Here is an 11,974-nt window from a genome sequence, read left to right on the forward strand (position 1 = left end):
AATCCCCAACTTGCAAGGGGAAAAAGCAGCATCACAAATTTTTCCGATCTTCGGACCGCGGGCCTGACTCGGTTGCCAGGGCGGCGAGGTGGGAGGGCGTGATGACCAGCAATGAAACAGCCTGGACGCTGCGCAGCCGGCCGATATGGCGGATTGCGGCGTGACGGCTTTCTTGATCCCCGCAACATCGTGTATCGGTTCATCCCGGCCGGGGACGTGACTGCCGCTGGCCAAGACAGGATGGCCTTATGTGCCAACGGGAATTGATGAGATGGCGCTTCTGCTGGGAATCGACAACGGTCTGACCGTGACAAAGGCGGTGATCTTCGACGAAGCCGGGCGGGTGCTTGCCACTGCCCGGCGCCGTGTCGCGCAGGCCATGCCGCAGCCGCGGCACGTCGAGCGCGACATGGACGAGCTGTGGTCCCAGACAGCCGCTGCCATTGCCGAGACCGTTTCCACCTGCGGACGACCCGCCTCCGAAATCGTTGCGGTCGCTGCCACGGCCCATGGAGACGGACTCTATCTGCTGGACCGGGATGCGCGGCCTTTGGGACCGGGAATCCTGTCGCTGGACAGCCGTGCGGGCGATCTGGCCGACGAATGGCTGCGCGACGGAACCGCTGAAGCAGCCTTGGACCGGACCGGCCAGACGCCTCATGCTTCTGCTCCGTCGGCCATCCTGGCCTGGATCCGCGACAATGATCCCGCACGGTTCGGCAGGATCCGCCATGTCCTTGCCTGCAAGGACTGGCTGACCTATCGCCTGACCGGCCGGATAGGCACCGACCTGACCGAGGCCAGCACCTCGTTCACCGATGTCCGCACACAGCATTTTGCCCCGGACATCCTTTCCCTCTTTGGCCTTGCCGCCCTGTCGGATGCATTGCCTTCGATCGCCTTGCCCAATGAGGTGATCGGCGGCATCAGCGCAGCCGCTGCCGCCGTGACAGGGCTCCGCGAGGGGACGCCTGTCGTTGCCGGACTGCATGACGTGACCGCCTCGGCCCTGGGGGCAGGGGGGTATGCCGCAGGCACCGTGGCCGTGGTCGCGGGCACCTATTCCATCAACGAGACCGTCACCTTGCAGCCGCGCGTCGATGGGCGATGGTTCTGCCGCAACGGGCTGCGGCAGGGTGAATGGAACGCGATGTCGATCTCGCCGGCCTCGGCCGCGAACTATGACTGGTTTCTGGATCGGCTTTGCGGCAGCGAGCGTCGTGCGGCCGAAGCGCAGGGCCGAACCTTCCATGCCGAGATCATCTCCGAGATCGAGGCCGCGATGGCCCAGCCTTCATCGGTGATCTTCCACCCGTTCCTGTTCGGATCGCCGCATGGCCCCCATGCCAGTGCCGGGTTCCTGGGGCTGCACGGCTGGCACGAGCGCGGCCAGATGCTGCGGGCCGTGGTCGAGGGGATCGCCTTCAACCACCGCCACCACGTCGATGCCCTGCTCGACGGCTTTGCACCCGATGCCGTGCGGCTGACGGGCGGGATCTCTCGCAGCCCGGTCTTTGCGCAGCTTTTTGCGGATGCCTTGGGCATGCCCGTCAGCGTGAGCGACACCGAGGAGGCGGCTGCCTGGGGTGCTGCCCTGTGCGCGGGATCGGGCGTCGGCCTGTTCGACAGCCCCCGTCACGATCCGCGCGACCTGGCGCGATTGACGACCACCTATCGACCCGACCCGCAACGGAGCGCGGATCTGTCGCGCCGCTATCAGGTCTTTACCGAACTTGTTGACGCGCTGTCCCCGGTCTGGCCACGCATCGAGGCGCTTTCAAGGACATGACATGACCCATATCCAGAACATCGACGTCCTTATCCTTGGGGCGGGGATCAACGGCGCCGGGCTGTTCCGCGACCTTTGCGAACAGGGACTGACCTGCGTCATCGCCGACAAGGGCGATTTCGGCGGCGGCACCTCGGCCGCGCCGTCGCGGCTGATCCATGGCGGCATAAAGTATCTGGAAACCGGCGAGCTGCGGCTGGTCGCGCAATCAACGCTGGAGCGGAACCTGCTTCTGAAGAATGCCCCCCATCTGGTGCGCCCGCTGCCGACGGTGATCCCGATCTTCTCGTGGTTCAAGGGTGCCACGGCAGCCCTGCGGACGCTTCTGGGATCCACCACGGCGCCGCGCAGCCGGGGGGCCGTGCTGATGAAGACCGGCTTGGCGATGTATGACTTCTATGGCCGTCGCCACCGGGTCATGCCGCGCCACCAGCTTTGGTCGCGCAAGAAAACCCTGCGGGAGATTCCGCCGATCACCCCCCGGATCGTCGCGGCAGGGCAGTATTACGACGCCTGTGTCACCTTGCCCGAACGGCTGGTTTGGGAACTGCTGGCCGAGGGGATGCGCGCCAATCCGGCATCGCAGGCCTGGAACCATGCCCTGCTGGAAGCGACCGACGGGGATACGGTGCGTCTGGCGACGGGGCAGGGGCAGCAGGTGCTGCGCCCCCGGCTGGTGGTCAACGCCGCGGGGCCGTGGATCGACCGGGTGAATGCGGCACTCGGGTCGCCATCCAGGCTGATCGGCGGCACGAAGGGCTCGCATATCCTGCTGGACCATCCCGAACTGATCGCCACCCTGAAGGGCCGGATGATCTATTTCGAGGCCGACGACGGCCGGATCTGCCTTGTTTACGATTACCTTGGACGGGCGCTTGTCGGTTCGACGGATACCCGCGACGACGATCCCGACAATGTCGTCTGCAACGATGCCGAGATCGACTATTTCCTTGGCGCGTTGCGAAGCCTGCTGCCCGGCCTTGCCTTCGATCGGGACCAGATCGTCTATACCTATTCCGGCATCCGGCCCTTGCCGGCATCCGATGCGTCAAACCCCGGTCTGATCAGCCGCGACCATTCTGCCCCCGTTGCCGAGCCAACCGGCACGAGACACTGGCCGATCATCTCGCTTGTCGGGGGGAAGTGGACGACATTCCGGGGCTTTGCAGAGGAAGTGGCCGATGTGATCCTGTCCCGTCTGGGCGAGACGCGGAAAAAGGATACCAGGCTTGCCCCAATCGGGGGCGGGCGGGACTATCCCCAGGATCAGCAGGGCTGGATCCGGCAAGTTGTCGCCGCAAGCGGGTCGGAACCCGCGCGCGCGGCGACACTGCTGGCGCGCTATGGCACCACCGCGGCATCGATACTGGTCGCTGAGGGCAGGAACCCGATGATGCTGCAGGATGCCGATTATTCCCTTCCAGAGCTGGACTGGCTGGCACGCAATGAACGCGTTCAACACCTGTCCGATCTGGTCATGCGGCGAACTGCGCTTGCCATCACCGGCCATTTGTCAGGGCGCGATCTGAACAGCATCGCGCAGGTCTGCGCGAGGGCGCTGAACTGGAGCGATGCACAGATCGAACAGGAATTGCAGGATACCCGGACGATGCTGGCCAGCCGGCACGGGGTGCGGCTGTCATAGGCGCGGCCCATCCGCTGCGGGCAGATCACGCCGGATGCCCTGACGATGCCGGGGACGTTCCCGACCCGACAGTCTCTCCGTGCAATGGCGCCGCAGACCTATAGGGAAGCCGTGGGAAGATCAGCGAACCAAGGACGCCTAGGATCGTGCCGACCGGGGTTTCATAGGCGCGCAACAGGAAGGCCCGGCTGTGGGACAGCTTGATACGCGTCATCGGAAGCTTGGTGCGCTTGTCGGCCAGATGCCTGTGGTCTTCGCCCGGTCAGGCTGCGCCCTGTTGCCCTCGCCGCGACACTTCTACCTTGCGCAGCCAAGGACATCTCAACTTGCTTGCAACCTGTTCTTATTACAGTGGAAGTCCGGCCTCCGCCGCATCTCGCGGCACTGCTTCAAGGGCGCGACAACAAGCCGGCACGGAGCCAAATCGGCCCAGGGGTTGCATAGAAAGCCTGTCACGTTATGGTGCGCGGCGGTGATCTTCTGATCCCTCGAGAGCATCGGCGATATCTTTTGCGATGCCCTTCGTTGGTTCGCAGCCTTTCGGCACATGCGGAGCAACCTGAAAAATACGCGGTTCATCAGGTGCGGCCGGGCCTCCGGTCGATTGCGCCTGCACTGGTCCGTGCGATCGCAACAACTGGCAAAGGTGCTATGCAGATCCAGCAATTGGGAACACCGCTCACCCTTCTTCTTCTGACCCTCTTTTTCGGCGTTACATTCCTCATCACCCTCTCGATTGGACGAAAGCAGGAGAATGCCGACCATTACATGACTGCAGGCAACCGTGTTGCCTTCGGTATCTCGGCGGCCTCCATGACCGCCACCTGGATCTGGGCATCCTCTCTCTACGCTTCCGCGACAGCGGGCTATACCTACGGGATTTCGGGCCCGATCCACTACGGGCTTTGGGGGGCCCTGATGATCCTGTTCATCTATCCCTTCGGGCGCCGCATCCGCAGCCTTGCGCCGCGCGCCCATACCCTGGCCGAGATCCTGCATGTGCGTCACGGCCGGTCGAGTCAGCTGATCCTTGCGGGATCGAACATCCTCGGCAGCCTTCTCAGCCTCACCTCGAACTTCATCGCCGGCGGCGCGCTGATCGCGATGCTGTCGCCCTTGTCCTTCTCGACCGGGATCCTGCTGATCGCGATGGGCGTGCTGCTTTATACCCTGTGGTCGGGCATCCGTGCCTCGATCCTGACCGACTTCGTGCAGGTCTGCGCAATGCTGGGGGCGGTGGTCATCATCGTGCCTGCCGTGTTCTTTGCCGCGGGCGGTCCGGCGATCTTCGAGACAGGAGCCGTGAACCTGACCCCGCAGCAGCAAAGCTTCTTCTCATCGGACGCCTTCCTGAACCAGGGCGCGCCCTATATCGCCGCGGTCCTGGCCTATGCCATCGGTAACCAGACCATCGCGCAGCGCCTGTTCGCCGTCCGCCAGGACAAGATCAAGCAGACCTTCGTGACCGCAACCATAGGCTATGGCGCCACGGTGATCGGCGTCGGGATGCTGGGGGTTCTGGCCCTTTATCTTGGCCTCGAGCCCATGGATGGCGACGTCAACAACCTCATCCCCCAGCTGGCTGCATCCTATCTGGGCGTGGGTTTTCTGTGCCTGTTCTTCATCATGGTGGTCGGTTCCATGGCCTCGACGGCCGACAGCGACCTGTCGGCGCTATCGTCGATCGTGATGACCGACATCTATGGCCGCAACATCGCCCAACCCGGCAGCGCAAACCCGAAACTCATGCTTCTGATCGGCCGGATCACGATGATCGTGGCCACGGGTGCTGCGACGTATATTGCCTCGAACCGGCTCAACATCCTGGAATTGCTGGTCCTTGTGGGTGCGATCTGGGGCGCGCTTGTTTTCCCGGTCATTGCCAGCTTCTACTGGGGCAGGGTGACCAACAAGGCTTTCACCATCGCGGTGCTGGCGGCCTTGGCCGTCTTCTTCCCTGTACGCTTCGGCTGGGTCACGCTTAGTGGGCCGGTCGCAACGGTGTCCGACTTCTTCGCCGTCATCGGCGTGGGGGTGATCGCCGGGCTCATGTCATTTGGCTTTTTCGGCCTGCGAGCCGGGATCGCGACAGCATTCGTCGCAGCGCTTGCCGTCCTGCCCTTAGGCATGGGTTTCCTGCACCAGTATCCGGTTCTGACCGCCTCGCTGCTGGCCTATGCGGTCAGCACCGTGCTGTGTGTCGCAATCTCTCTGGCCGGGCGCGAACGGTTCGACTTCGCCCGCATCGCGGCCGAAACCGGCCGCTTCGACGAATCCCAAGCTGCAACCTGAGGAGGCTTTCGTGCCCACCATCTTTCTGACCCTTTATCTGCTGGTATGGCCAGTGATTGTTTTCGCCGTGCTCGCCGTCATTTCGCGCGCTTTCCTGGGAGAAATGCTCGAGGCGCGAAAAGAAGGCCGGACGATGATCTAGGCGTGATGGAAAAGGTTCCGGCTCAAGGCGCGCATCCCACATCCGGCGTCATGCGCCTGCTGAAGCCGATGCAGGGCCGAACTCGGCTCAGGGCTGGAACCTTCAAGGAATCGAGGCAGCTATCCTGTTGCAATGGTGTTCCTTTCCCGGCCGGGGCGGCACGGCGGATATGCCGCCGAGAGCCGTCATGGCTCAAGGGCCCGATCCAGGGTGAGAAGGGTCAGCAAACAGTCGGTGAACTGTTTGCCCGATGGGCGCCAAGCGGTTCACCACGATCTGTCGCGCCCCTGGGGGATGCGTTCTTCGTCTGACTGTCGGCCAAGCAATGATTGATCGCAGACAATGCGTCTTATAAGACGCAAGGGAACCTTTTCCTCGATCATCAGCTTACATCTCATGACTTTCACCTCTCGGCCGGGTCAGCATTTGTTGTCGGCTGCGGTCAGCACAGCGAGCGACCTCGCGGCCGAAACGGGCGAGCTGCCCCGTCTCAAGGATGTTGCCAAGAGGTTGGGGATCGAAAGGAAAACGCTGAAAGCTGTCATCCCTGATCGGGATTGCCTTCTTGGAGCCATGGCTGATGTAGCGCTGCAACGGCTTCTGCATACGATTATTCATCGTATCGCCAATTGTTCGTCCTCCTCGCCCGTCTGCCAGCTGGAGGAGACGGCCGTTGCATATATCGAATGGGCCCGGCTTCACTCTCACGAATTCCGGATTATCGCGAAGATACCTGTCGAACTGTGGGAGAAGAATCCTCACCTGCGCCGATACGAGCAGTCGATCCACGACCTTGTCGCCAAACTCCTCCAGCGCGCACAGCAGGATGGATATCTGGATCAGGATGAAGATCTGGCTGAACTACGCGCCATGCTTCATACATATGTCTTCGGGATCATTACTAAGATGATGCTGGGTGACCTGACCCGCTGGTCGCCGGGCCTCAGTGACCAGGATGCAGCCTTGACCGCGATACGCTTGTTCATTGCAAGGTTGTTCAAGCAGGTATCCACATCGCCAGATACCCTTCCTCCAGCACCAGAAGCGCCCCCCAAGCCTGAGCGGTAGGCAGTTCACCGACCTCAGCATCCGAGGGTGGCGGCCTTCGGTGCGCGTGCGGGTCCAGGAACCACCGGCTGTCCCTAGGGGGGCAGCAGGCTTGACCGCATCGGGATGGATCGCGGTGACGGCGAAACGGCCCCGAACCGATCCGGCACCGCAGCTTTGGCGTCGATCACGCAGACTGCATGCGATCCGGCGGCCCGATCCCATGCCGATCATGATTCCCGGGAACATCCCGCCGCGCCCGCCGTTCAAAGGCGAATGACGGCAAAGGGATCGCGAATGGGCGGCCGGAGGACACGGATCAGCGGCTCCACGGTGGTCATCACCGGAGCATCCAGCGGCATTGGGCAGGCCACCGCCGAAGCCTTCGCCCGGCAAGGCGCCTGCCTTGTCGTCGTCGCGCGGGACCGCGACACGATCGAGGCGGTGGCGCAGGACTGCCGTGACCTGGGGGCAAGGGCCATCGCCATCGCGGCCGACGTCACCGACGCCTCCGCCATGGCAGAGGTCGCCCGCGAGGCCGTGGGGTTCGGCGGTACGATCCATGTCTGGGTCAGCAATGTCGGGACCGGGGCCGTGGGCGCCTTCCACGAAGTGCCGCTTGAGGCCCATCATCAGGTCATCCGCACAAATCTGGTCGGGCACATGAACGACGCCCATGCCGTGCTGCCGATCTTCCTGCGGCAGGGGCACGGCGTCTTCATCAACATGATTTCCTTGGGTGGCTTTGCGGCGGCACCCTTCGCCGCGGCCTACAGCGCCAGCAAGTTCGGCCTGCGCGGCTTTTCCGAGGCGCTGAGGGGAGAGCTTGTCCACCACAAGAACATCCACATCTGCGACGTCTATCCGTCCTTCGTGGACACGCCGGGCATCTTCCACGGCGCGAACTACACGGGCCGACAGCTTTCGGCACCGCCGCCGGTGCTGGATGCGCGCCGCGTGGCGAAGGCCATCCTGGACCTGGCCCTGCGGCCCAAGCCCACCACCATGATCGGGGCGCCCACGGCCCTGCTCCGACTAGGCCATGCCGTGTCGCCGGAATTGACAACTCGGGCGATGGCGCTGTTTCTGGAATCGTATTTTCGCCGGGCGCCGCGCGCCGCCACCGGCAGCGGGAACCTGTTTCATCCACCGCACAAGGCCGGCGGCATCGACGGTGGGCTGCGCTCTCCGGCGCAGAGAAGCGCGCTGACCGGCCTTGCGCTTGGGCTGGGGGCGCTTGCGGTGGCGGGCGTGGCGCTGCGGAGGCGACGATAGATGGCAGATGTGACCTATCCACCCCTTGATGTCCTGAAGCCAGTCGCCGACGACATCTGGATTGTCGACAGCGGCCCGATGAAGGCCATGGGCCTGATCCCGATCCCGGTCAGGACAACGGTCGTCCGGCTGCAATCGGGCGAAATGATGGTCCATTCGCCATCGCGTTTCACCGTCGACCTGCGGCGCCAGATCGAGGAGATCGGTCCGATCCGCCACCTCGTGGCGCCCAACATCGCCCATTGGACCTTCCTGAAGGATTGGCAGCAGCAGTTGCCGGATGCCGTCACTTGGGCCGCACCGGGCCTGCGCAAGCGGGGCCAAGTCAGGAAGGCGGGCCTGCGGCTGGACCACGACCTGGGCAACGACCTCTCCCCCGGCTGGCCGTCCGATCTGGAGCAGATTGCCGTCCACGGGGCGGCAGGGTTCTGCGAGGTCGCGCTGCATCACCGCCGCAGCCGGACCCTGATCCTGGTGGATCTGGTATTGAACCTGGAACGGCACAAGCTGCCGCTTCTTGTGCGGCCCTTCGCGGCAGCCGCAGGCATCCTAGCCCCCCACGGCCACGCCCCGGCCTATCTGCGCGCGGTCGTCAAGCTGGCCGGGCAACCTGCGAGGGAGGAAGGGCGACGCCTGGTGGCCATCCGCCCGGACCGCGTGATCTTCGCCCATGGCCGCTGGTTCGACCATGATGCCGCCTCTTCGCTGGAACGCTCGCTGCGCTGGCTGACGGGCTGAGTCCCAGGGCAGCAGGTCAGGTGGCAGGGGCCATCGTCAAGGCGACTCCGGATCTGATGATCTGACGGGGCGAACCCGCGCCCTTCGCCGGAAGCCGACGCGGTCGCGCGGGCCAGAGGGACGGCGGGCAGCCGAGAAAAGCTGCTTCTTTGCGCCTCGAAGGGAGCAATCAAAGGTTGCTATCGTTTGTCGATAGTACATTTCCAGTTGCACCCCAGTTCATTTTAGAATCGCTTGGTTATCGTCATGCCTCTCGATCAGGAATGCGCTCGAACAAGGCATATGCCGTACAAGGCATATGCCGTACAAGGTCGTCATCGCCTACGACGACGCGACGCAGCGCATCTCCGCATCATCCGTGATCAGCCGCATCGGCTTCACGCCCATCCTGGGATCAGGCAGGAATCCTGCATCGCTTCCGGGTCAGCGAAGGCGGCCATGACTGGATCTTCTGGCAAGGCGCACTCCCCTCGGCCATGGAGCATGTCGGCCGGATCTTCACGCGGCAGTATGGGGAATAGGGCGCTTTCCCCCTGGACAAGGTCCGAGGCAGGCCCGTTGTAGAGGCTGCTTGTTGAATGACCCGTGTGCGACGCGAGCTTGGGCGGCATTGCTGCCCTGGCTGCTGTTCAGAGCCACCGCATCGGATCGGCGCCTCCCCGGAGCGCCCGTTTGTTGCCGCAGCCATGCCGTCTTCGCCTGCCGGACTTCCCGGATCATGCCGTTGGCACAGTGCCTCCGTCGATCACATATTCCGTGCCGGTGATCGTTGACGCGCGATCGGATGCGAGAAAGGCGACCAGGCTGGCGACTTCGTCGGGTTTCGATGGGCGGCCCATGGGGATGCCGCCAAGGGCGTCCATGATCATCCGCTTGCCGCCCTCAAGATCGGTGCCCGCCTGTTCTGCCATTCGTGCTGCGAGCCGGATCGAGGCGTCCGTCTCGATCCAGCCCGGAGCCACGCGCACCACCCGCACCCCTTTGGGCGAGATCTCTTTCGACAGGCTTTTGCTGTAGACCGAAAGGGCGGCCTTTGCTGCCGCATAGGCGGTCGTCGCTTCAGGCAGGGGCAGCAGGCGCTGAATGGACGTGACATGGATGACGACGCCGCCACTTTGCGTCACCATTGCCGGCACAAGCGCACGGTCCAGGCGTACGGCAGGCAACAGGTTGAGGTTCAGTTCGGCCTGCCATTCCGCCTCGTCCAAGGCGGCAAAGCCGCCGCCGGGCGCGGAGGAGCCTCCCAGCATGTGGACCATGACATCCAGGCCGCCCATGCGACTTCGCACGGCATCGGCGACTGTCTCACATCCCCGTGTGGTGGTGAGGTCGGCGGCAACAAACATCTCTGCCGGAAGGTTTTCGGGTCGGTTGCGGGCAGTGGTCAGGACCTTTGCCCCCAACTCGCGGAACAGCGCCACCGTGGCCGCGCCCGCGCCTTGGGTGCCGCCGGTGATCAGGGCGCGCTTGCCCTGCAGCGTCAGGAAACCGGTCATCAGCCGATCTCCAGTTCAGCGATGCGGTCACCTGCCAAGCGGAAGGTGAAGCTCAGGATCGCCGGGCTGCCGGGAAAGTCGCCGCTGACCCGGGAGCGGACCACAGTCTTGCCCGCGGCTTCGGCCACGTCCAACGGTTCGGCATGATGGCGATACTTCTGCTTGGCCTCCCACCACCATCTGCGGATGTCATCGGGGCCGCGATGGATATTCCCTTCATCACGCACGACGGCATCCGGCGTGAAAGCCGCGGCAAGAGTGTCTTTGTCCTGTGGTGACTGGGCGTCGAAATAGGTCTGGATCGGATCAGGCAAGCGCATGAGGTTGCTCCTTCTTCTGGTGACGGGAACATAAAGCTCGACGGCCATCGGGATAATCGGGATAGATCGGCATCTGGTGATGACTGGATCGGGACAATCATGGATGCCGGGCTGAAAGGGTTGGAGGCCGTGCTGGCCATTGCGCGTCGGGGATCCTTTCGTGCAGCGGCACTTGATCTGGGCATGTCGACCACGGCACTCTCGCATGCCATTGCACGGCTTGAAGCCAGCCTGGGGGTGCGGCTGTTCAACCGGACCACCCGCAGCGTGTCGCTCAGCGACGCGGGACGGGATTTCGTCGAAAGAATTGCCCCGGCCCTGGCCGAAATCCGTGTGGCGATGGACAGCGCCCGCTCTCAACGCGAGACGCCGACGGGTCTGCTCCGCATCAACGCCTCTGTTCAAGGCGGACGGGAAATCACGCCGCTGGTGCTGGCCTTCCTGCGCCGCTATCCAGAGATGCACATCGACCTTGTGACGGAAGGGCGCCTGGTCGATATCGTGGCCGAAGGCTTTGACATGGGCGTGCGGCCTGCCTCTCTCGTGCCCCGCGACATGATCGCGCTGTCCTTGGGGAAGCCGCAGCGCCATGCCGTAGTCGCCTCTCCTGCCTGGGTCGCCGCCCATTTCATTCCGCTGACGCCTGCTGATCTTCCGCTGCATGACTGCATTCGCGTCCGGCTGCCGAACGGCGCATTGTTTCGTTGGCAGTTCGAGAAGGACGGCGAGGTGGTGCAGGTCGATGCCAAGGGTCGCCTGACGCTGGACGAGGCCGTGATTGCCCGCGCCGCTGTTCTGGACGGCGCCGGGATCGGCTTCTTCATCGAACAGGATGTCGCCGAAGATATATCTGCCGGTCGTTTGATCCGCCTGCTGGAGGACTGGACCCCGCCACGACCCGGCTTCAGTCTGTACTATCCGGGACGGCGCAATCCGTCAGCGGGCTTTGCGGCTTTCCTGGCCATGGCGCGAAACGGGGCTGCACGGATTGGAACGGGGTGATCCTCCGGTGGCTTCCGAGCAGCCATTGGTGTCGCTTCGGCCACCGCCACTGCCTTCAGCCCGTTCTGCCGGGCATTTCCGCCACGGCCTTTGAACACCCGCCGTCGGTGATCGGCTGTTCAAGAAACAGGGTGTCAGATTTTTCCACCCGTGCTGGAAGGAAACCGCCCTCGGCTTCGTCTAACTCTATAAGATGACCCGCCGCGACCCGATCCTTGCCCTGCTGAC

The 11,974-nt window shown here is 63.8% G+C and carries 10 protein-coding genes; 8 read left to right on the plus strand and 2 right to left on the minus strand.

Annotated features, from left to right (window positions below; translation table 11 throughout):
* Positions 1-271: 271 nt before the first annotated feature.
* The 7 genes from CK944_RS20225 to CK944_RS20250 all read left to right on the plus strand — a co-directional run bounded on the left by CK944_RS20225 (position 272) and on the right by CK944_RS20250 (position 8,928).
* The gene (locus CK944_RS20225; RefSeq protein ID WP_103174868.1) at positions 272-1,789 is read left to right on the plus strand and encodes an FGGY-family carbohydrate kinase; all 1,518 of its coding nucleotides are present in this window, start codon (positions 272-274) and stop codon (positions 1,787-1,789) included.
* A gap of 1 nt (position 1,790) precedes the next feature.
* Positions 1,791-3,434, plus strand: a complete 1,644-nt coding sequence (locus CK944_RS20230; protein WP_103174869.1) for a glycerol-3-phosphate dehydrogenase/oxidase — start codon at positions 1,791-1,793, stop codon at positions 3,432-3,434.
* 768 nt (positions 3,435-4,202) lie between these two features.
* Positions 4,203-5,726, plus strand: coding sequence for a sodium:proline symporter (locus CK944_RS20235; protein ID WP_205049122.1), 1,524 nt, complete (start codon positions 4,203-4,205; stop codon positions 5,724-5,726).
* A gap of 10 nt (positions 5,727-5,736) precedes the next feature.
* Positions 5,737-5,868, plus strand: coding sequence for a putative transporter small subunit (locus CK944_RS24110; protein WP_229665488.1), 132 nt, complete (start codon positions 5,737-5,739; stop codon positions 5,866-5,868).
* A 396-nt stretch (positions 5,869-6,264) separates the two neighbouring features.
* On the plus strand, positions 6,265-6,936 hold the full coding sequence (locus CK944_RS20240; protein WP_146038728.1) for a TetR/AcrR family transcriptional regulator: 672 nt from the start codon (positions 6,265-6,267) through the stop codon (positions 6,934-6,936).
* A gap of 276 nt (positions 6,937-7,212) precedes the next feature.
* Positions 7,213-8,190, plus strand: coding sequence for an SDR family oxidoreductase (locus tag CK944_RS20245; RefSeq protein ID WP_103174872.1), 978 nt, complete (start codon positions 7,213-7,215; stop codon positions 8,188-8,190).
* A complete protein-coding gene (locus CK944_RS20250) occupies positions 8,191-8,928 on the plus strand; it encodes a DUF4336 domain-containing protein (protein ID WP_103174873.1) in 738 nt (245 codons plus the stop codon).
* Positions 8,929-9,644: 716 nt separating this feature from the next.
* Here the strand turns inward: CK944_RS20250 and CK944_RS20255 are convergent.
* Positions 9,645-10,424 (minus strand): SDR family oxidoreductase, encoded by a 780-nt coding sequence (locus tag CK944_RS20255; protein WP_103174874.1) that lies wholly within the window; start codon positions 10,422-10,424, stop codon positions 9,645-9,647.
* Positions 10,424-10,792 (minus strand): nuclear transport factor 2 family protein, encoded by a 369-nt coding sequence (locus CK944_RS20260; protein ID WP_239986183.1) that lies wholly within the window; start codon positions 10,790-10,792, stop codon positions 10,424-10,426. The genes CK944_RS20255 and CK944_RS20260 overlap by 1 nt, the downstream gene beginning before the upstream one ends.
* Before the next feature lie 51 nt (positions 10,793-10,843).
* On the opposite strand from CK944_RS20260, the gene CK944_RS20265 reads away from it, so the two are divergent.
* Complete coding sequence (locus CK944_RS20265) at positions 10,844-11,746, plus strand: LysR family transcriptional regulator (RefSeq protein WP_192877793.1); 903 nt, start codon at positions 10,844-10,846, stop codon at positions 11,744-11,746.
* Positions 11,747-11,974 lie beyond the last annotated feature (228 nt).

The sequence above is a fragment of the Paracoccus sp. SY genome, assembly GCF_002901215.1.
Classification (GTDB): Bacteria; Pseudomonadota; Alphaproteobacteria; order Rhodobacterales; family Rhodobacteraceae; genus Paracoccus; species Paracoccus acridae.

Excerpts from the sequence above, each read along its gene's own strand:
- CK944_RS20260 (WP_239986183.1), bottom strand. The coding sequence starts at position 10,792 with ATGGCCGTCGAGCTTTATGTTCCCGTCACCAGAAGAAGGAGCAACCTC.
- CK944_RS20235 (WP_205049122.1), top strand. The coding sequence starts at position 4,203 with ATGACTGCAGGCAACCGTGTTGCCTTCGGTATCTCGGCGGCCTCCATG.
- CK944_RS20255 (WP_103174874.1), bottom strand. The coding sequence starts at position 10,424 with ATGACCGGTTTCCTGACGCTGCAGGGCAAGCGCGCCCTGATCACCGGC.
- CK944_RS20245 (WP_103174872.1), top strand. The coding sequence starts at position 7,213 with ATGGGCGGCCGGAGGACACGGATCAGCGGCTCCACGGTGGTCATCACC.
- CK944_RS20230 (WP_103174869.1), top strand. The coding sequence starts at position 1,791 with ATGACCCATATCCAGAACATCGACGTCCTTATCCTTGGGGCGGGGATC.
- CK944_RS20240 (WP_146038728.1), top strand. The coding sequence starts at position 6,265 with ATGACTTTCACCTCTCGGCCGGGTCAGCATTTGTTGTCGGCTGCGGTC.
- CK944_RS20250 (WP_103174873.1), top strand. The coding sequence starts at position 8,191 with ATGGCAGATGTGACCTATCCACCCCTTGATGTCCTGAAGCCAGTCGCC.
- CK944_RS20225 (WP_103174868.1), top strand. The coding sequence starts at position 272 with ATGGCGCTTCTGCTGGGAATCGACAACGGTCTGACCGTGACAAAGGCG.
- CK944_RS20265 (WP_192877793.1), top strand. The coding sequence starts at position 10,844 with ATGGATGCCGGGCTGAAAGGGTTGGAGGCCGTGCTGGCCATTGCGCGT.